Consider the following 19,282-nt stretch of genomic DNA (forward strand, 5'->3'; position numbering starts at 1 on the left):
CTCTACTCAAGCTGATTCGCTCGGTCGGGAGGCGTTTGCCGCCCGACGACGAAAGGAGAAATCCACGTAATCGCGCACGGAATCCCACCGTGCAATTCATACGGCACCCTGTCTACTTCCCCGTACTGCGCTGGTTGGCGCAGTGACGTGGAAGCGGAGTGCAATCGACCCGGTAACCTTGATGAAGCGGTATGCGCGGGTGGGAGAATCTCCACTTTCGTACCGGGGTGAAGCCCCGGAGCCCGAAGCAGTCTAACAGAGGAAGTCCGTGAACAGTAGTTCAGACGAGACCACCGTCGAGGGAGCCACCCGCGACATCGCCGAGGTCGCCGCAGTCGAGATCATCACGACCGCCGCCGTGCACCTCATGAGCGCCGCCGCCGTGAAGGTCGGACTCGCCGAAGACCCCGAAGAGCAGATCGACCTCGACGAGGCGCGCAAGCTCATCAACGCGCTCGCGGGTCTCATCACCGCCGGGGCGCCCGAGATCAGCGACATGCACGCACGGAGCCTTCGCGACGGACTGCGGTCGCTGCAACTCGCGTTCCGCGAGGCGTCGGTCATTCCCGACCCGATCGGGCAGGGGCCCGGCGAGAAGTGGACCGGCCCGGTCAGCTGAGTCCGCGTGCGTCAGCGCTGGCAGTTCGGGCACCACCACGTCTCACGCAGCTCGAGATCGTTGCGCCCGAGTCGGCCGTGCTCGATTCGCGTGCCGCAGCGCCGACAGGCTTCACCGCCACGGCCGTACACCCAGAGTTGCCGGCCGCGATGGGTATCACCGGTCGTCGTGCGCACCGCACGCTCGCGATTCGCACGGATGACCCGGCTGGCCAGCGCCACCAGCGGTTCGAGGTCGACCTCGGCGACCGGCCGCGTCGGCAGGATGCCACGGAGGAAGCAGAGCTCGTTGACGTAGACGTTGCCGAGGCCGGCGAGGTTGCGCTGCTCGCCGAGCGCGACCGCGATCGGCGTCTCAGGAGAGCTTGCGAGGCGACGCACCGCCTCATCGGCGTTCCAGTCGTCGCCGAGCAGGTCGGGGCCGAGATACGCGAGCCGCTGCGCTTCTTCGCCTGCCGGGAAGACCTCGAGGGTGCCGAGGTCGAAACCGACTGCCGAGGCATCCGTCACCTCGATGATCGCGCGCGCCTGCCAGGCCGGCCGACGCCAGTGCTCGCCTGGGCGGAACACCCGCCACTCCCCCTCCATCTTGAGGTGCGAGTGCACCACCTGATCACCGATGCGCATCAGCAGGTGCTTGCCGCGGCTGGCGACCGAATGGACGCGTTCTCCGGCCAGGTCGACGGTCGCGAACGCCGGCACGCGGAAGTCGGAGCGCGTCACCACATGCCCGGCGAGCACGGCGTCGAGCTGGCGTGCAGCGCGGAAGACGGTATCACCCTCGGGCATCGAACCGGAGCCCTCGGGGAGTCTCGCGGAAGCCCGCGGCGCGCAGCGGCCGGTCGAGCACCGAACCGAACACCGGAGCGCCGTTCACCGTCTCGACACGGAGGCGCTCTGAGCGCCCGCGGGTGAGAGCGGCGGCGAGGGCCGCGGATGCCGCGGACAACGCGTCGGTGTCTTCGGTGAACACGAGCGCCGTGCGCCCGCCGCGCTCGAGGTAGAACACCGCCTCGCCGTCGACGATCGCGACGAATGCACCCGACTTGCGGGCAGGGCGATGCCCGCCCTCGCCGGCTGTCTCGGGCCAGTCGAGTGCCGCACCGAACGGGTTCGCAGGGTCGGTCGCGGCGAGCGCGACGGCTTCACCCTTCGGTGCGGCGCGAAGCCGATCGACGGCGGCACCCGTGGCGAACTGCGCACCGCCCTGCCCGTCGATGAAATACCCGCGGCGCACCCGGCCCGAGTCTTCGAAGCCCGACAGAGTGCGGTACGCGAGCGCGAAGCCGCCGAGATGGCCTTCGGCCACGACCGAGCCCCGGGTGACCACGCCGTAGCGTTCGAGCAATGCCTCACCGAGAGCGTGCGCGCGCAGCGTCGCGGCAGCGCTTGCGAGCGGCAGCACCGACCATCGACCCGCTGCCCGTGGCGGGTTGGCGCGCGCCGCTGCCGTGCGCCCGGCCTGCACGCTGGCCGCCAGCGAACGCCGTGAGAGCGACCCGGCACGCAGCCTCGCCCGAGGCGTCGGCGCCGCAGTCTTGTGCGCTCCGCCGCCGGTGAGCATTCCGCGCACCGGGGCGAAGGTGTCGTTCGTCACGAGCCCCGCCCAGACGAGCCGCCACAGTGCGTCGGCGAGAGCGCGGTCGTCTTCGGACCCGACAGCCTCGGCCAATTGCCGGAAGAAGAAGCCGCCGCCGCCTCCGAGTACCGCGATGAGTTCGGACTCGAGCGGGTCGAGCGGTGCGGATGCCGGCGTCGGCAGGGTGAGCTCGGCCGCCTCGGCGAGGTGGAGGCTGATCCACCCGTCGTCGCCGGCGAGCGACCCGGCGCCCGCCCAGAGCACTTCGCCTGCCGCGGTCAGCTCATCGAGCATGCCGGGCCGATAGTCGGCAACCCGTGCGGGCAGTACGTAGGCCTCCCATGCCGAGGCGGGAATGCGAGCCCCCTCGAGCTGCTCGATGACCGCGGCGACGCCGTCGACTCCGGTGAGCCGCCCACCGACGTGCTGCCACGCCGGCAGGAAGCGCGCGAACTCGCGCGGTTCGACGGGTTCGACCTCGTTGCGGAGCACCGCGAGCGAACGGCGACGGATGCGACGGAGCACACCGCTGTCGCACCACTCCAGACCGGACCCGTGCGGCAGGAACTCGCCTTCGACCACCCGCCGCTCACCGCCCAATCGAGCGAGGGCGGCGGATGCCACGGCCTGGCCGATGCCGAACCGTGCTGCCACCGCGTGAACGGTGAACGGCCCGTGTGTGCGGGCGAACCGGGCGACGAGGTCTCCGAGCGGGTCGCGCACGGGCTCGCCGAACACCTCTGGCAGTCCGGGCGGGATCGGCACACCCAGGGCGTCGCGCAGCCGGCTGACGTCTTCGACCGCGACGAACCACGACTCCCCGGCGAAGCGCACGGGCGCCGCACGGCGGGTCTCGACGAGCGAGGCGAGGGCCGCGGCGGCATCCGTCTCGTCATCGACTCTCTCGGCGACCTCGTCGGCCGTGAGGGGCCCGAGATCGCTGAGCAGATCTGCGACGCCCTCTTCGCCGCGTGCGACACGTTCGGGATGGAGTCGCTGGAGCATGCGCTCGACCTCGTCGACCACCTCTGGGTCGAGCAACTCGCGCAGCTCGACGGTGCCGAGCAACTCGGCGAGGAGTGCCGGGTCGAGCGAGAGCGCCGCCGCCCGCCGCTCGGCGAGCGGGGCGTCGCCCTCGTACATGAACGCGCCGACGTACCCGAAGAGCAGGCTCGAGGCGAATGGGCTCGGCGACTCGGTGGTGACGTCGACGAAGCGCAGCTCTCGCCGCTCGATGCGCTCGGCGAGTCGTGTGAGGGCCGGCAGGTCGTAGACGTCTTGCAGGCACTCGCGCACCGCCTCGAGCACGATCGGGAACTCGGGGAAGTCGCGGGCCACCTCGAGCAGTTGCGAGGCGCGCTGCCGCTGCTGCCAGAGCGGCGACCGCTTGCCCGGGTTGCTGCGGGGCAGGATGAGCGCTCTGGCCGCGCACTCGCGGAATCGTGCCGCGAACAATGCCGAACCACCGACATTCGCCGTGACCAACTCGGTGAGCTCCGCCGGCTCGAACGCGAAGAGTTCGGCGCCTGGCGGATCGTCGCCGGTGTCGGGCATGCGCAGCACGATGCCGTCGTCGCTCGCGACCGCGTTCGAGTCGACGCCGCTCTGCTCGCGCACGCGCGCCCCGATGGCGAGCGCCCACGGTGCGTGCACCCGCATGCCATAGGGCGAGTGCAGCACGATGCGCCAGTCGCCGAGCTCGTCGCGGAACCGCTCGACCACGAGGTTCGTCGCGTCGGGCACCACTCTGGTCGCCGCGCGCTGGTCGTCGATGAACTTCACCAGGTTGATCGCTGCACGCTCGTCGAGCCCGGCGGCGCGACTGCGTACGAGGGCATCGGATGTCGGTGCACTCGCGAGCTCGGCGATGAAGGCGCCGATCGCAGCTCCGAGCTCGGCCGGGCGCCCGATGCCGTCGCCCCTCCAGAACGGAAGCCGTCCAGGCTCGCCGAAAGCCGGCGCCACGAGCACCCGGTCGTGCGTGATCTCTTGGATGCGCCAGCTCGTTGCGCCGAGCGCGAAGACGTCGCCGACCCGGGACTCGTAGACCATCTCCTCATCGAGCTCGCCGACCCGACGGCCGGGGCCGGCCTCGCCGACCATGAACACGCCGAACAGACCACGATCGGGAATCGTGCCGCCACTCGTGACCGCGAGGCGCTGAGCACCGCGTCGGCCGACGATCGTGCCGGCATCGCGATCCCAGACGATACGAGCGCGAAGCTCGCCGAAGCGGTCGGACGGATACCGGCCCGCGAGCAGGTCGAGGGTCGCGTCGAACGCCGACCGCGGCAACGCCGCGTACGGCGCCGCGCGGCGCACGAGTTCGAACCACGCCTCGACGTCCCACTCGTCGAGCGCGGTCGCGGCGATGGTCTGCTGCGCGAGCACGTCGAGCGGGTTGGCGGGAATGCGCAGTGCTTCGATCGCGCCACCGATCATGCGTTCGGCGACGACCGCCGAGTGCAGCACGTCGGCACGGTGTTTCGGGAAGATGAGCCCCTTCGACACCTCCCCGACCTGGTGACCGGCACGACCGAGGCGCTGCAGGCCGCTCGCGACCGACGGCGGCGACTCGACCTGCATCACGAGGTCGACGGCGCCCATGTCGATGCCGAGTTCGAGGCTCGACGTCGCCACGACGCAGCGGAGCCGGCCCGACTTCAGGTCGTCTTCGACAAGGGCGCGCTCCTCTTTGCTGACCGAACCGTGGTGCGAGCGGGCGATGACCGGCGGGGCACCACCCGTGATGCCCGAGGCGCCGACCGCTTCGGCGGGGGTGCGGCTGATGGGTAGCGACTCGACGAGTGCGTCGACGGGCTCGGCGGTGCGCTCGGTCCACAGCTCGTTGAGCCTCGCCGTGAGCCGTTCGGCGAGACGACGCGAGTTCGCGAAGACGATCGTGGAGCGATGGGCGAGCACCTCGTCGAGGATCGCCTCTTCGACGTGCGGCCAGACCGAACCGGCACTCGTCTCGCCTGCGAGGTCCGACAGGTCGTCGACCGGCACCGTGACCTTGAGATCGAACCGTTTGCCCGAGGCTGGGGCGACGATCGTGACCTTCCGCGTGCCACCGAGGAACCGGGCGACCTCTTCGTGCGGACGCACCGTCGCCGACAGCCCGATGCGTTGCACCGGCTGCGCCGTGAGCTCGTCGAGCCGTTCGAGCGAGAGCGCGAGATGCGAGCCGCGCTTGGTGCCTGCGAGCGCGTGGATCTCGTCGACGATGACCGTCTGCACAGCGCGGAGCGTCTCGCGTGCAGCCGAAGTGAGCATGAGGAAGAGCGACTCGGGGGTCGTGATGAGGATCTCGGGCGGATGCGCGACGAGCGAGCGTCGCTCGGCCGGTGGCGTGTCGCCCGAGCGGACCCCCACCGACACCTCGGGCACCTCGAGACCATGGGCGGCGGCCGTGCGCGCAATGCCCACGAGCGGTGCCCGCAGGTTGCGTTCGACGTCGACGCCGAGGGCCTTCAGCGGCGAGAGGTAGATGACCCGGGTGCCCGTGGTGCTCGCGTCGGCCCCCTCGTGGTGGAGTCGGTCGATCGCCCAGAGGAACGCGGCGAGCGTCTTACCGGAACCGGTCGGTGCGACGACCAGCGAGTGCTCGCCACGGGAGATCGACTGCCAGGCGCCGCGCTGTACCGCGGTGGGCGCGCTGAAGGACTCGGTGAACCACGCCCGCGTCGCAGGCGAGAACGCGTCGAGCGCTTCCGTCATGACTCCATTCAAGCGGATGCCGCCGACTGCGGGCTGAGCGTTGTGGGGTCTCGATACGCGTCCTCCTTCGTCGGGCGCTACTCGACCAGCGGGGAGGCGCTACTCGACCAGCGGGGAAGGCGCTACTCGACCAGCGGGGAGGGCGCTACTCGACCGACGGGGAAGGCTACTCGACCGACGGAGTCTCCGCGCGGATCGCGGCGAGGGCACGGGAGACGGCTTCGACCGTGCGCGCGACCTGCGCGGCATCCGTGCGCCAATTGCTCACCGAGAACCGCACGACGGTGCGACCCCGCCAGCGCGAGGTCATCGCGAGCACCTCGCCGTCGGACCACAGCCGCTCGCTGAGCGCGGCTGTCGCCGCGTCGTCATCGAGCGCGATGCACACTTGTGTGAACACGACGTCGTTCAGCACCTCGACGCCCTGAAGCCGGCCGAGGCCGTCGGCGATGGCACGGGCCGATTCGGCCAGGCCGTCGACGAGGCCCGCGACCCCCGTGCGGCCGAGGGAACGCAGCACCGCCCACGTCGGCACCCCTCGCGCGCGGCGCGACAGCTCGGGCACCTTCTCGTGCGGGTCCGCACCGACGTCCGTCGCCTGCAGGTAGCTCGCGTGCATGCCGAGCGCGCGGCGCATCGCCGCAGCATCGCGCACGATGGCGATGCCGCAGTCATAGGGCACATTGAGGGTCTTGTGCGCATCGGTCGACCAGGAGTCGGCCCCTTCGAATCCCGCCACGAGGTGGCGGAGCGCGGAGGACGCCGCCGCCCACAGCCCGAACGCGCCGTCGACGTGCACCCAAGCGCCGGCGGCATGGGCGACCTCGATCGCGGCGGCGAAGTCGTCGAATGCGCCCGAGTGGATGTTGCCGGCCTGCAGGGCGACGATCGCCGGGCCCGTGCCCGTTGCGAGCGCAGCGCTCAACTCGTCGACGCGGATGCGCCCCTGCCCGTCGGCCGGTACCGTCGCCGGCGCCCCGAGGCCGAGATAACGCGCCGCCAGGTCGACCGTGCCGTGCCGCTCTTCACCGGCGATGTACCGCACGGCCGGCGCACCGGCGAGCCCATCGGCCTCGACATCCCAGCCGACGCGGTGCAGCACCTCGTTTCGAGCGGCCGCCATGCACGAGAACTGCGCCATCGTCGCCCCGGTCGTGAACCCGACGTCACTGCCCTCCGGCAATCCGAGGATCTCGAGGAGCCACTCCCCCGCGAGCTCCTCGACGGCGACCGCACCCGGAGTGATCGCTCGCAGTCCCGTGTTCTGATCCCACGCCGAGACCAGCCAGTCTGCAGCGAGCGCGACCGGCTGCGTGCCGCCGATCACCCAACCGTAGAAGCGAGGCGACCCGATCGCGATGAGTCCCGGCTCGGCGCCCTCTGCGAGCCGCACGAGAACATCGAGGTCTGGCTCACCGATCACGGGCAGCTCGCGCCCCAGTCGGTCCTTGATCTCATCGAGGGTCGCGCGCGGCGGAATCCGGCGCTCGCCCACCCCCGACAGCCACTCCCGTGCGTGACGACCGGCAGCCTCGAGCACTTCGTCGTACGCGGTGTCGCCACCGGTCGGCGATGTCGTTCCATCCATGCCGCACCTGGATTCCGTGCGCCGCACGCACAACCCGATTGTGCGCCGCTGCAGGGGGAACGGTCAACGGCCCCATTCAGGCGACAGACGCATCCGCCCGCGCGATGCCACGCCAGCGCCCACGCAATCGGCAGACGGGCGATCAGGCGAGCGGTGCGCCACCCACGAGTCTGACCGTGAGCGAATCCACCGACGTCGCAATGACGTCGTCGGCCGCCCACCGACGTGCAAGACGCGCCGTCGTCGCGTCCAGCTCGTCCCGGCTGAGCCCACCGATGAGCTCCAGGCGCACCACGAGCTCGGGACCGGCGAGTCGCGCGTCGGGGTCGCCTGCGAGGAGGGTCACACCGAGCACCGCGAGCTCCCGGTCGATCGAACGACGGAATGCGGCCTCGACCTCTCGGGATTCGAACGGCGGATGCCAGTCCTGCGACTGCGCGACCGCCCAGAGCGCCGGCCTCCGCAGCACGAATTCGGTCGCGGAGCCCGGGTCGAGCACGACGAGATCGGTGCCGTCGTCAGCGGCGGCGAGGGCGACCCGCACACCGTCGGCCGGCACCGGCCGCGCCACGGGGTTCCATCGCGACATCGCCTGCACCGAGGCGAACACCGGCAGCACCTTGCGCCCATCGGGCCCCTCGACGGTGACGATCGAGAGCTCCTGGCTCTTGTCGACAGCGAGGCCGTGCGCGCCCGTCTCCGCACCGCCGGTTCCGAGTTCGGCGAGGAGCGGGATCAGGAGACGCGATCGGGCGAACTCCGCCACAACGGCGGCCTGGCCGATCGTGCCCGCGCGGAAACCGTCCAGCGCGGCGGCGAGGGCCTCCGGTGCCCGGCCGTCGTCGGCGGCATGCGCGTTCGACTGGAACGCCCGCCCAGCCCACGGCACGCCGGCGGAGTCGGTACCAGCACCGGCACCGGCAGCCGACTGCGAGTCGACGGATGCCGCGGCATCCGTCTCACCGCGACCCGGCTCGGCGCCGGGGTCACTGCGAAGCGACATCCAGCGCCTCGGCCAACGTGAATGCACCGGCGTAGAGCGCCTTGCCCACGATGGCACCCTCGAGGCCGAGCGGCACGAGCTCGCGGAGGGCGACGATGTCGTCGAGGCTCGAGATGCCCCCCGATGCCACGACCGGGCGGTGCGTGCGGTCCATCACCTGGCGCAGCAGATCGAGGTTCGGGCCCTGCAGCGTGCCGTCTTTCGTGACGTCGGTGACGACGTATCGGGCGGCGCCGGCTTCTTCGAGGCGCTCCATGACCTGCCAGAGGTCACCGCCGTCCTGCGTCCAACCACGCGCGGCGAGCGTCGTGCCGCGCACGTCGAGCCCGATCGCGATCGCCTCGCCGTACTGAGCGATGACGGACGCCGCCCACTCGGGGTTCTCGAGCGCTGCCGTACCGAGGTTGATGCGCTTGGCGCCGATCTCGAGGGCATGCTCGAGCGACTCGTCGTCGCGGATGCCACCGGAGAGTTCGACGTTCACGCCACGCACCTGGCGGATGGCCTTCTTCAGCACGCCCGCGTTCGAGCCGCGACCGAACGCCGCGTCGAGGTCGACGAGGTGGATCCACTCGGCCCCCTGATCGGCCCAATCGACGGCCGCGTCGACGGGGTCGCCGTAGCTGGTCTCGGTGCCGGCCTCACCCTGCGTCAGGCGCACCGCCTTGCCACCGGCCACATCGACGGCCGGAAGCAAAACCAGGCGGGGGGTCTTGTTGAATTCACTCATTCACTGTCCTAGAGATCGCGGTCGCGCCTGCGAATCGGCACAGTCACAGCATCCTAGTCCGACCACGTCGCGGCGACGTGCACGTGACGCCGATGGGCTCAGTCGAGCGTGCCGAGCCAGTTGGCGAGCAAGCGGATGCCGGGCCCCGACGACTTCTCGGGATGGAACTGGGTCGCCGACAGCGGTCCGTTCTCGACGGCCGCGAGGAACCGACCGCCGTGCTCGGCCCACGTGAGCGCGGGCTTCGGGAACGGCGGCTGCACGTCGAGCAGCCACTGCTGCGCTGCGAACGAGTGCACGAAGTAGAAGCGCTCGTCTTCGATGCCCGCGAAGAGCGCGGAGCCCTCACCCGCTTCGACCGTGTTCCAACCCATGTGCGGCAGTACCGCGGCAGGCAACTCGGTGACGATGCCGGGCCATTCGCCGAGTCCTTCGGTGTCGACGCCACGCTCGACGCCCCGCTCGAACAGCACCTGCATGCCCACGCAGATGCCGAGCACCGGCCGGCCGCCGGCAAGTCGCCGATCGATGATCTCTTCACCGCGAACCGCGTGCAGTTGCTGCATGACCGCCTTGAACGCACCGACACCCGGCACGACGAGACCATCGGCCTCGAGTGCTGCGGCCCGGTCGGCGGTGACGGTGACTTCTGCGCCGGAACGCTCGAGCGCCTTCGCGGCAGAGTGCACGTTGCCCGAGCCGTAGTCGAGCACGACGACGCGCCGGGTGCGGCTCACAAAGCGCCCTTCGTCGACGGAACGCCGGACACGAGCGGGTCGAACGACTTCGCCTGACGGAATGCCCGCGCGAACGCTTTGAATTCGGCTTCGGCGACGTGATGCGGGTCGCGGCCGCCGAGCACGGTAACGTGCACGGTCAGGCCCGCGTTGAACGCGATGGCCTCGAAGACGTGCCGCACCATCGAGCCGGTGAAGTGCCCGCCGATGAGGTGGTACTCGAACCCGGTGGGCTCTCCGGTGTGCACGAGGAACGGACGCCCCGAGATGTCGACGACCGCCTGTGCGAGCGCCTCATCGAGCGGCACGAGGGCATCGCCGTACCGCGAGATGCCGCGCTTGTCGCCGAGCGCCTGCTTGATGGCCTGCCCCAGCACGATGCCGACGTCTTCGACCGTGTGGTGCACGTCGATCTCGATATCGCCGCGTGCCCGCACGGTGAGGTCGGTGAGCGAGTGCTTCGCGAACGCCGTGAGCAGGTGGTCGTAGAACGGCACGCTCGTCTCGATGTCGCTCACGCCTGTGCCGTCGAGATCGATCGAGAGGTCGATGCTCGATTCACTCGTCTCGCGCTGGACCCGGGCGGTGCGCGGCGGTCTCGTTGCGGTCATGAGTCAATCCTATTCGGGGCCGAAACGGCGATCGCTTCGAGGAAGGCGGTGGTCTCGGCCTCAGTGCCGGCCGTGACGCGCAAGTGACCGGGGATGCCGATCTCGCGGATCAGGATGCCGCGCGCGAGCAACTGATCGAAGACCGCATGCGGGTCGTCGATCCCGCCGAAGAGCACGAAGTTCGAGCCGCTGCGATATGGGTGGAACCCGAGTCGAAGGAGCTCGACCGAGATGCGCTCGCGCTGGGTGCGTATCTCATCGACCATCGCGAGCATCTCGGTCGAGTGCGCCAGGGCGCCGAGCGCAGCCGCCTGAGTGAGCGCGGAGAGGTGGTACGGCAGTCGCACGAGCCGAAGTGCGTCGATGGCGGCCGGATCACCGGCGAGGTAGCCGACGCGGGCGCCGGCGAACGCGAACGCCTTGCTCATCGTGCGCGACACGAGCAGCCGGGGCCGCCCCGGCAGCAGCGTGAGCGCACTCGGGGTTCCGGGGTCGGCGAACTCGAAGTAGGCCTCATCGACGACGACGATGCCGCGCGCCGCGTCGACGACCGCCTCGATCGTCTCGAGTGAGAGCGGCGTACCCGTCGGGTTGTTCGGCGCGCAGAGCAGCACGATGTCGGGATCGTGCTCTCGCACCGCCGACACGGCCGTTTCGGGACTGAGTTCGAACTCGTCATCACGACCGGCGGTGAGCCACTCGGTGCCGGTGCCGGAGGCCAGCAGGCCGTACATCGAATACGTCGGCGCAAAGCCCAGCACGGTGCGGCCCGGCCCGCCGTAGGCCTGGAGGATGTGCTGGAGCACTTCGTTCGAACCGTTCGCAGCCCAGATCTGCGCCGGCTCGAGGCCATGGCGCAGATAGCGGGCGAATGCACGCCGCAACTCGGTGAACTCTCGATCGGGATAGCGATTGAGCGTGAGAATGGCGGCGGCGACACGGGCGACGACATCGTGTGCGACGTCTTCGGGAATCGGATGCGTGTTCTCGTTGACATTGAGCGCGACCGGAACTGCCTGCTGCGGAGCCCCGTACGGCGTGCGACCACGAAGGTCATCGCGGATGGGGAGGTCTTCGAGACTCGTCACCCTTCAATGCTAACGATGCGCACCGAGGTCATTCGGACGCGCCGTCATCGACCGGCGGAACCCCGACGCTTCAGACGGTCACGGGTCACGGAGCGGCGGGAAGCGCAAGGCGCTGACCGGGTTCGACCACCGCGTCATCGAGCCCGTTGAGCCGCATGATTTCGGCGATGATCTCTCGCACATCGGCCCCGGGGTCGATCGACTCGGCGATCTCCCAGAGCGAGTCGCCTTGCCCGACCGTCGTGTATTCGAACGACGCAGCCTCGAACGAGACGCCAGTGGATTCGACGTCGGCCGCGGCGCTGCCCGCGCCGATCACCGCAACGAATGCCCACACGACGAGCGGAACTGCGCCGAGCGACGTGAACACGATGCGGCCCCGTCGCGTCAGTCGGAGCCGCGTGCGCGCGGGAACAACCGACGCCGCCTCCTCTCGCTGAAGGGCACTTGGGGGCTGGAAGCCGGTCGTTGCGATCGCTGCACTCATGTCACACCTCCTGTAGGAGTCGCATCCGGCTCTCGGCCGGGAGAACCGGATGCGAAACTCTGTTCCGAACATACATTCGAATGACGAACAACGCAAGGGAAGACGCGGGGAATTCTGTCGAGCGGATTCCGCGACACACTCGAACAAATGTTTGCCGAGCGCGCGCGGGGCGGATACAGTTTCGAATATCTGGAAGAGAGTCGACCAGAGACCACCGACATCCGGCCGCGAGGCGGCCGCTACGAGGGGCGAAGACGTTGAGCACCGACATCGACGACGTGCAGGCGGCCGGCAGGCCACGCCGCCGAAAGAGCTTGAGCGCCAAGCAGATCTCGATCCTCGAGATGATCCAGCGCTCGGTCTCCAGCCGCGGCTACCCGCCGAGCATGCGCGAGATCGGCGACGACGTCGGGCTCTCCTCGCTCTCGAGTGTCACGCACCAGCTGAACCAGCTCGAGCTCGCCGGGTACCTCCGGCGCGACCCCAACCGCCCTCGAGCACTCGAGGTGCTCATCGAGCTGCCGGGCGTCACCGAGCGACCCGTCACCTCTTCCGACCCGATCCCGGTCGGCGACGCAGCGATGGTGCCGCTGGTCGGCCGCATCGCCGCGGGTGTGCCGATCACGGCCGAACAGCAGATCGACGAGGTGTTCCCGCTCCCCCGTCAACTGGTCGGCAAAGGCGAGCTGTTCATGCTGAAGGTCGTGGGCGACTCCATGATCGACGCCGCGATCTGCGACGGCGATTGGGTTGTGGTGCGCTCGCAGCGCACCGCAGAGAACGGTGAGATCGTCGCGGCGATGCTCGACGGCGAGGCCACCGTGAAGGTGTTCCGCCAGCGCGACGGCCACACCTGGCTGCTGCCGCGGAACAGCGCGTTCGAGCCCATCGTCGGCGACCATGCCGAGGTGCTCGGCAAGATCGTCGCGGTGCTCCGAGCAGTCTGACCGGGCAACCCCACCGGTCTGTCATGGAGCGGCCGGCGACGGCCGGTCGCTACGCCGCGGTCCGGACTGCGGCGAGACCGCTTCCGACCGTGGCAGGCGCCAGCGCGTTGAACCAGTCGAACACCGCATCCATGAACCCGGCGTGATCGTCACGAAACACGGTGTGCCCCGTTCCGCGCAGGGTCGCCACGGTCATGCCCTGTCCGCGAAGCTGCCGGGCGACCTTCGCCGTGATGAGCAGGCTCTTCTCCGCCAGGAGCACCAGAGTAGGGGCGACGAGGCGCACGGGCGGCACCAGCGGTCGCGTATCGGTGAAACCGAGGATGGTGCGCTTGTCCCAGTCTCGAAGCGTCGCGAGCTCGATCTCGACGTCGACCGCACTCCACTTCGGATTCATGCGCACCAGCGCCGACCGGCGCGGCCTCGGCGCTATCGCGAAGAATGCCTTGAACGCCCACCCCTTCACGCCCTTCGGGAAGGAGAAGGCCGGGTCGATGTAGATCGCCGCGCGAGGCGCGAGCCGATCTGCGACGAGGCTCGCCACCAGCCCGCCGAGCGAGTGGCCCATGACGAGATCGGGTGGGCCGTCGAGCACCGGCGTGAGCGTCTCGACGACGTCGCTCGCCCACGCGGCGGGCGAGTATTGCACGGCACGCGGGCTGCGTCCATGACCTGTCAGGTCGACGGCGAGCACCCGGAACCCCTGCGCCTCGAGCTCGGCAGTCACTCGGTGCCACGCGCGGGAATCGGACATGATGCCGTGGATGAGGACCGCGGTTCGCGAACCCCGGCCGGATTCGTGGACCGCAAGTTGCATACGACCAAAGTACGCGCTGCGCCTGTGCGTCGCCTCGACACCAGCCGAGCGTCGGCCGAGCACCAGCTGAGCCCCAGCCCTGCGTCGGCCGAACGCCAGCGGAGCGGATGTCGCGAGCCGCGGCATCCGCTCGCCCGTGCTACCCGGCGAGTACCGAGGCAGCGCGACCGGCCCGCACCGCACGGGTCGCCTCGACGATGTGCCGCAGCGACTCGACGGTCTCGTCGTAGCCGCGCGTCTTCAGACCGCAGTCGGGATTGACCCAGAGCCGGGTGGCGGGGATCGCGCCGGCTGCGCGTTCGAGGAGCGCCTGCACCTCGTCGACGCTCGGCACTCGTGGCGAGTGGATGTCGTAGACGCCCGGGCCGATGCCGTGGTCGAAGCCGCTCGTCTCGAGGTCGTCGACGACCTCCATACGGCTGCGGGCCGCTTCGATCGAAGTGACGTCGGCGTCGAGGTTCTTGATCGCATCGATCACGACGCCGAACTCCGAATAGCAGAGGTGCGTGTGCACCTGCGTCGCCGGAGCCGCACCGCCGGTCGAGAGGCGGAAGGCACCGACCGACCACTCGAGGTAGTCGGGCTGGTCGGCGCGCTTCAGCGGCAGCAGCTCTCGGAGTGCGGGCTCGTCGACCTGGATGACCCGGATACCGGCTGCCTCGAGATCGGCGATCTCGTCGCGCAGGGCGAGCGCAACCTGTCGCGCCGTGTCGCCGAGCGGCTGGTCGTCGCGCACGAACGACCAGGCGAGGATCGTGACGGGGCCGGTCAACATGCCCTTCATGGGCTGCTCGGTCAGCGACTGGGCGTACGCGGACCATTCGACCGTCATCGGCGCCGGCCGCGAGACATCACCCCAGAGGATCGAGGGACGCGTGCAGCGCGAGCCGTACGACTGCACCCAACCGTGCTTGGTGACCGCGAACCCGTCGAGGAGTTCGGCGAAGTACTGCACCATGTCGTTGCGCTCGGGTTCGCCGTGCACGAGCACGTCGAGCCCGAGGTCTTCCTGCAACCGCACGACGCGCTCGATCTCCTCGCGCATGAGCGAGGTGTACTCCTCACCCGTGAGCGTGCCGCCCACCAGGCCGGCGCGGGCGCGACGGATCTCGCCGGTCTGCGGGAACGACCCGATCGTCGTCGTCGGCAGCTCGGGCAGGCCGAGGGACGCCTGCGCCACAACACGCTCGTCGTAGCTCGCGCGAGCGAAGTCACTCTCAGTGAGCGACGCGACGCGGTCGCGTACGACCGGCACGCGCACACCCGGCGCACCGCCGCGATCGGCGAGGGCAGCGGATGCCGCGGCGAGCTCGCCCTCGATTGCGGCGCGCCCGCTCGCAAGTCCGCGACCGAGCGCGGCCACCTGGCCGACCTTCTGGTCGGCGAACGCGAGCCAGCCGACGAGTCGTGCATCGAGCGCATCCTCGTCGTCGACGTCGTGCGGCACGTGCAGCAACGAGGTGGAGGTGGAGACGGCGACGGTCGCGGTGAGGCGCTGAGCGGCCTCGAGCTGCTCGAATGCGGCGGCGAGGTCCCCGCGCCAGATGTTGTGCCCGTCGATGACGCCCGCGACCACGGTCTTCGCCGCGAGCGACTCGGCCGTCGCCGGGTCGAGCGACGCGGGCAGTACGCCGCGCACGAGGTCGAGGCCGATCGCATCCACCGGGGTGGCTGCGAGGGCGGACAGCGCGTCGTCGAGCGAGCCGTATGGTGCGGCGACGAAGATCGCCGGGCGGCGTTCGAGGGAGCCCAGCGCGTCGTAGGCCGCAGCGACGGATTCGAGCACCCGGTCGCGTGCGACATCGATGCTCTCGCTCACGAGGGCGGGCTCGTCGAGTTGCACCCATTCGGCACCTGCTTCGGCGAGCTCCTCGAGCAGCGCCGCGTAGACGGGCACGAGGTCGGCGAGCCGGTCGATCGGCTGGAAGCTCTCGGGAGCCCCGTCGGCCGCCTTCGCGAGCAGCAGGAACGTGACGGGGCCGACGATCACGGGCCGGGTCACGAAGCCGGCGGCCTTCGCCTCGGCGAATTCGGCGAGGATCCGCTCGGCGTGCAGGGAGAAGTCGGTGTCGGGGGCGATCTCGGGGACGAGGTAGTGATAGTTCGAGTCGAACCACTTGGTCATCTCGAGCGGAGCGTCGTCGCCGACACCGCGGGCGATCGTGAAGTACCCCGCGAGGTCGATACCCCCATGCTCATCGGCGAGCCTCGCGAAACGTGGCGGGACCGCACCGACGGCCACGGCGGTATCGAGCACCTGGTCGTAGAACGAGAAGGTCTCGGGAATCGCCGAATCCGTGCGGGCCAGGCCGAGGGAGGCGAGGCGCTCACGTGTCACGGCTCGCAGTTCGGCGGCCGTCTGCTCGAGTTCGTCGGCGGAGATCGAACCGGCCCAGAACGCCTCCACGGCTCGCTTCAGTTCGCGTCGGCGCCCGATGCGCGGATATCCCAGGATCGTGGCGATCGGGAAGGCGGGGGCATGGGTGGTCATCGTGCGGTGTTCCTTTCGTCGGCGAGCCGCTCGGCTCGCAGCCCGAGCCGGTCGACGACGTCGAGTACGGCCTCATGGCGGTTGAAGGTATAGAGGTGCAGGCCGGGGACGCCACCCGCGATCACGTCGGCGGAGAGCCGGGTGGCGAAGGCGATGCCGAGCTCTGCCTGCGCCGCGGCATCCGGCTCGATCTCGAGGTTGATCGCCAGCTCGGCCGGCGGTTCGACAGCGGTCAACTCGGTCAGGCGGGCCAGGCGAGCGGGCGTCGTGACGGGCATGATGCCCGGCAGGATGGGGATCGTCACGCCGCCCGCACGGGCACGCTGAACGAAGCCGAGGTAGTCGTCGGCACGCCAGAACAGCTGCGTGATCGCGAGGTTCGCACCCGCGATCTCTTTCGCGAGCAGGGTATCGACGTCTTGCCCGACGTCGCGCGATCGCGGATGTCCGCTGGGGAACGCCGCAACCGCGACACGTTCGGGGCGAGGCCGTTCCCTGATACGAGATGCCCCGGGATTTCCGGGCACGCCGATCTGGCCGAACGGCTCCCGTTCCTCCTGCACCCGGTGGATGAGTTGCACGAGCTCAGCGGCGCTGCCGAGGTCACCGATGCCGGCATCGGGGTCGGCATCGGTCGGCGGGTCGCCGCGCAGCGCCAGGAAGCTCGTGATGCCCGCATCGAGGAACTCTCGCACGAGCCTGTTGGCCTCGGCGTGGGAGGAGCTCACGCACGTGAGGTGGGCCATCGCTTCGACATGCGTATGCTCGAGCATGTATCGCAGCACCGTGAGGGACCGCGCGCGGGAACTGCCGCCGGCGCCGAACGTCACCGAGATGAACGCCGGATCGACCTCGGCGAGCCGATCGATGGTACGACCGAGGGCCAGCGCCGCGGCATCGGTGCGCGGCGGGTAGAGCTCGAAGGAGATCGGCAGCCTGGGCCGACAGTCGTCGCCCGATGCATCGGATGAGGTCGGTGACATGGTGCTCCTGCTGGCGAGCGGCAACGGGGCGAACACGGCAGGCCGCGCTCCCCCGGCCGGAACGGCGGGTAGGTCTCGCGGGCGGGTGCCGGGCTCGGCGGTCGCTCCGTGTGGTCGGCTTCGGGCCGATCACAGATCGATCAAGAGCGACGATACGCCTCATCGGCCGTCGGCGAACGTCTGTGACGCGAGGTGACACGAGGTCGCGGCATCCCTCGAGCCAGAGAGTCATGGATGCCTCGGCGCTCGCGCCTCCGCGACGACCGCGCCGATCAGTCTCGGGCTGCTCCTGCGGCGCGCACTGGTCGGCAGCGCCGCCGGTCGTTCACGCCCGGACGGACGCCGCCGCGAACTCCTCGAGCTGGCCCGCGAGTTCGGGCGAAGCAAGCGCGCGAACGCGGGTGCCGTCTTCGGCATACTCGATCGACAGCACTCGCCCGGTCTCGTGGAGCGTTGAGACGACATCGCCCCGGTCGTACGGTACGAGCAGGTCGATCTCGACGGCGGGGTCGGGCAGCATGCGCGCGATCGCCTCGAGCACCTCGGGGATGCCCTCGCCCGTGCGTGCCGAGGCGAAGATCGCGCCCGGTTCGAGCCCGCGCAGCACGAGACGGTCTTCAGGCGTCACGAGGTCGGCCTTGTTGAAGACGATGAGCTCGGGGATGTCGCGTGCCCCGACCTCGCCGATGACGTCGCGCACTGTCGCGATCTGCCCGGCGGGGTCTGGGTGGGCGGCGTCGACGACGTGCACGATGAGGTCGGAATCGGCGACCTCCTCGAGAGTCGACCGGAAGGCCTCCACGAGCTGGTGCGGCAGATTGCGCACGAAGCCGACCGTGTCGGCGATCGTGTAGACGCGCCCGTCGGCCGTCGTGTTGCGGCGCACCGTCGCATCGAGGGTCGCGAAGAGGGCGTTCTCGACGAGCACCCCGGCGCCCGTGATGCGGTTCAGGAGGCTCGACTTGCCGGCGTTCGTGTAACCCGCGATCGCAACGGACGGCACTGCGTTGCGCTTGCGGTTGGCGCGTTTGGCTTCACGCGCGGGCTTCATGCCGACGATCTGCTTGCGCAGCTTCGCCATGCGCGAGTGGATGCGGCGCCGGTCGAGCTCGATCTTCGTCTCACCGGGGCCACGGGAGCCCATGCCCGCACCGGTGCCGCCGACCTGGCCGCCGGCCTGTCGGGACATCGACTCACCCCAGCCGCGAAGCCTGGGAAGCAGGTACTCGAGTTGGGCGAGTTCGACCTGCGCCCTGCCTTCACGGCTCTTCGCGTGCTGGCTGAAGATATCGAGGATCACGGCGGTTCGGTCGATGACCTTGACCTTGACCGCGTCTTCGAGCGCGCGACGCTGGCTGGGCGCGAGTTCGGTGTCGGCGACGACCGTGTCGGCACCGAGGGAGGAGACGATGTGCCGCAGCTCTTCGACCTTGCCACGGCCGAGGTAGGTGCTCGGGTCGGGATGCGGTCTGCGCTGCAGCACTCCGTCGAGCACTCGGGCGCCTGCGGTCTCAGCGAGGGCGGCGAGCTCCCGCATGGAGTTCTCGGCCTCGTCTTGGGAGCCCTGCGAGTACACACCGATGAGTACGACGTTCTCGAGGCGAAGCTGTCGGTACTCGACCTCGGTGACGTCTTCAAGTTCGGTGGAGAGCCCTCCCACCCGCCGGAGGCCCGCTCGCGCCTCGCGGTCGTACTGCTCGCCGTCGGTGTCGGAGTCGGCGCCGAAGGCCGCTTCGGGCGCCATGAGCGCCGCTGCGGCATCGGAACCGAAGCGCGACACTCCGGCCTTGGTCTCAGCGCCACGGAGCACCCGCTCGACGGCATCGTCTGCGGAGTTCTGTTCGGCGTCATTCATCGTGTTAACCCTAGTTCCCGTCGCTGCG

15 protein-coding genes are annotated in these 19,282 nt (G+C 69.8%); 2 read left to right on the forward strand and 13 right to left on the reverse strand.

Features of this window, described 5'->3' with window-relative positions; translation table 11 throughout:
- Positions 1-268 precede the first annotated feature (268 nt).
- Positions 269-619 (forward strand): DUF1844 domain-containing protein, encoded by a 351-nt coding sequence (locus tag AC1C2S_RS00130; protein WP_495350513.1) that lies wholly within the window; start codon positions 269-271, stop codon positions 617-619.
- A gap of 11 nt (positions 620-630) precedes the next feature.
- Here the strand turns inward: AC1C2S_RS00130 and AC1C2S_RS00135 are convergent, their stop codons facing one another.
- The 9 genes from AC1C2S_RS00135 to AC1C2S_RS00175 form a co-directional block, all read right to left on the reverse strand.
- Entirely contained in the window at positions 631-1,407 is a 777-nt protein-coding gene (locus AC1C2S_RS00135) for a DNA-formamidopyrimidine glycosylase family protein (protein ID WP_495350514.1), read from the reverse strand.
- Positions 1,394-5,917, reverse strand: a complete 4,524-nt coding sequence (locus AC1C2S_RS00140) for an ATP-dependent helicase (RefSeq protein ID WP_495350515.1) — start codon at positions 5,915-5,917, stop codon at positions 1,394-1,396. Before AC1C2S_RS00140 ends, AC1C2S_RS00135 begins: the two co-directional genes overlap by 14 nt.
- A gap of 166 nt (positions 5,918-6,083) precedes the next feature.
- Complete coding sequence (locus AC1C2S_RS00145; RefSeq protein WP_495350516.1) at positions 6,084-7,505, reverse strand: pyridoxal phosphate-dependent decarboxylase family protein; 1,422 nt, start codon at positions 7,503-7,505, stop codon at positions 6,084-6,086.
- A 142-nt stretch (positions 7,506-7,647) separates the two neighbouring features.
- Positions 7,648-8,508 carry an SseB family protein gene (locus AC1C2S_RS00150; RefSeq protein ID WP_495350517.1) on the reverse strand — a complete coding sequence of 287 codons (861 nt, stop codon included), beginning with the start codon at positions 8,506-8,508 and terminating at the stop codon, positions 7,648-7,650.
- The gene (priA, locus tag AC1C2S_RS00155) at positions 8,492-9,238 is read right to left on the reverse strand and encodes a bifunctional 1-(5-phosphoribosyl)-5-((5-phosphoribosylamino)methylideneamino)imidazole-4-carboxamide isomerase/phosphoribosylanthranilate isomerase PriA (RefSeq protein WP_495350518.1); all 747 of its coding nucleotides are present in this window, start codon (positions 9,236-9,238) and stop codon (positions 8,492-8,494) included. Before priA ends, AC1C2S_RS00150 begins: the two co-directional genes overlap by 17 nt.
- Before the next feature lie 98 nt (positions 9,239-9,336).
- Entirely contained in the window at positions 9,337-9,975 is a 639-nt protein-coding gene (hisH, locus tag AC1C2S_RS00160; protein ID WP_495350519.1) for an imidazole glycerol phosphate synthase subunit HisH, read from the reverse strand.
- Positions 9,972-10,586 (reverse strand): imidazoleglycerol-phosphate dehydratase HisB, encoded by a 615-nt coding sequence (gene hisB / locus AC1C2S_RS00165; protein WP_495350520.1) that lies wholly within the window; start codon positions 10,584-10,586, stop codon positions 9,972-9,974. Before hisB ends, hisH begins: the two co-directional genes overlap by 4 nt.
- Complete coding sequence (locus AC1C2S_RS00170; RefSeq protein ID WP_495350521.1) at positions 10,583-11,674, reverse strand: histidinol-phosphate transaminase; 1,092 nt, start codon at positions 11,672-11,674, stop codon at positions 10,583-10,585. The genes hisB and AC1C2S_RS00170 overlap by 4 nt, the downstream gene beginning before the upstream one ends.
- 85 nt (positions 11,675-11,759) lie before the next feature.
- Positions 11,760-12,161 carry a LysM peptidoglycan-binding domain-containing protein gene (locus AC1C2S_RS00175; protein ID WP_495350522.1) on the reverse strand — a complete coding sequence of 134 codons (402 nt, stop codon included), beginning with the start codon at positions 12,159-12,161 and terminating at the stop codon, positions 11,760-11,762.
- Between the two features lie 269 nt (positions 12,162-12,430).
- Between AC1C2S_RS00175 and lexA the strand changes: the two genes are divergently transcribed.
- Positions 12,431-13,108 (forward strand): transcriptional repressor LexA, encoded by a 678-nt coding sequence (lexA, locus tag AC1C2S_RS00180; RefSeq protein WP_495353163.1) that lies wholly within the window; start codon positions 12,431-12,433, stop codon positions 13,106-13,108.
- 49 nt (positions 13,109-13,157) lie between these two features.
- Here lexA and AC1C2S_RS00185 read toward each other — a convergent pair whose 3' ends face one another.
- The 4 genes from AC1C2S_RS00185 to hflX all read right to left on the reverse strand — a co-directional run bounded on the left by AC1C2S_RS00185 (position 13,158) and on the right by hflX (position 19,254).
- Complete coding sequence (locus tag AC1C2S_RS00185) at positions 13,158-14,051, reverse strand: alpha/beta fold hydrolase (RefSeq protein WP_495350523.1); 894 nt, start codon at positions 14,049-14,051, stop codon at positions 13,158-13,160.
- Positions 14,052-14,064: 13 nt separating this feature from the next.
- Entirely contained in the window at positions 14,065-16,416 is a 2,352-nt protein-coding gene (gene metE, locus AC1C2S_RS00190) for a 5-methyltetrahydropteroyltriglutamate--homocysteine S-methyltransferase (protein ID WP_495350524.1), read from the reverse strand.
- The gene (locus tag AC1C2S_RS00195) at positions 16,413-17,399 is read right to left on the reverse strand and encodes a methylenetetrahydrofolate reductase (protein WP_495350525.1); all 987 of its coding nucleotides are present in this window, start codon (positions 17,397-17,399) and stop codon (positions 16,413-16,415) included. The genes metE and AC1C2S_RS00195 overlap by 4 nt, the downstream gene beginning before the upstream one ends.
- Positions 17,400-17,724: 325 nt before the next feature.
- On the reverse strand, positions 17,725-19,254 hold the full coding sequence (gene hflX, locus AC1C2S_RS00200; protein WP_495350526.1) for a GTPase HflX: 1,530 nt from the start codon (positions 19,252-19,254) through the stop codon (positions 17,725-17,727).
- Between the last annotated feature and the right edge of the window lie 28 nt (positions 19,255-19,282).

It is taken from the genome of Agromyces sp. Y782 (assembly GCF_059445405.1).

Excerpts from the sequence above, each read along its gene's own strand:
- AC1C2S_RS00135 (WP_495350514.1), bottom strand. The coding sequence starts at position 1,407 with ATGCCCGAGGGTGATACCGTCTTCCGCGCTGCACGCCAGCTCGACGCC.
- AC1C2S_RS00140 (WP_495350515.1), bottom strand. The coding sequence starts at position 5,917 with ATGACGGAAGCGCTCGACGCGTTCTCGCCTGCGACGCGGGCGTGGTTC.
- AC1C2S_RS00145 (WP_495350516.1), bottom strand. The coding sequence starts at position 7,505 with ATGGATGGAACGACATCGCCGACCGGTGGCGACACCGCGTACGACGAA.
- AC1C2S_RS00150 (WP_495350517.1), bottom strand. The coding sequence starts at position 8,508 with ATGTCGCTTCGCAGTGACCCCGGCGCCGAGCCGGGTCGCGGTGAGACG.
- priA (WP_495350518.1), bottom strand. The coding sequence starts at position 9,238 with ATGAGTGAATTCAACAAGACCCCCCGCCTGGTTTTGCTTCCGGCCGTC.
- hisB (WP_495350520.1), bottom strand. The coding sequence starts at position 10,586 with ATGACCGCAACGAGACCGCCGCGCACCGCCCGGGTCCAGCGCGAGACG.
- AC1C2S_RS00175 (WP_495350522.1), bottom strand. The coding sequence starts at position 12,161 with ATGAGTGCAGCGATCGCAACGACCGGCTTCCAGCCCCCAAGTGCCCTT.
- AC1C2S_RS00185 (WP_495350523.1), bottom strand. The coding sequence starts at position 14,051 with ATGCCGCGGCTCGCGACATCCGCTCCGCTGGCGTTCGGCCGACGCAGG.
- metE (WP_495350524.1), bottom strand. The coding sequence starts at position 16,416 with ATGACCACCCATGCCCCCGCCTTCCCGATCGCCACGATCCTGGGATAT.
- AC1C2S_RS00195 (WP_495350525.1), bottom strand. The coding sequence starts at position 17,399 with ATGTCACCGACCTCATCCGATGCATCGGGCGACGACTGTCGGCCCAGG.
- hflX (WP_495350526.1), bottom strand. The coding sequence starts at position 19,254 with ATGAATGACGCCGAACAGAACTCCGCAGACGATGCCGTCGAGCGGGTG.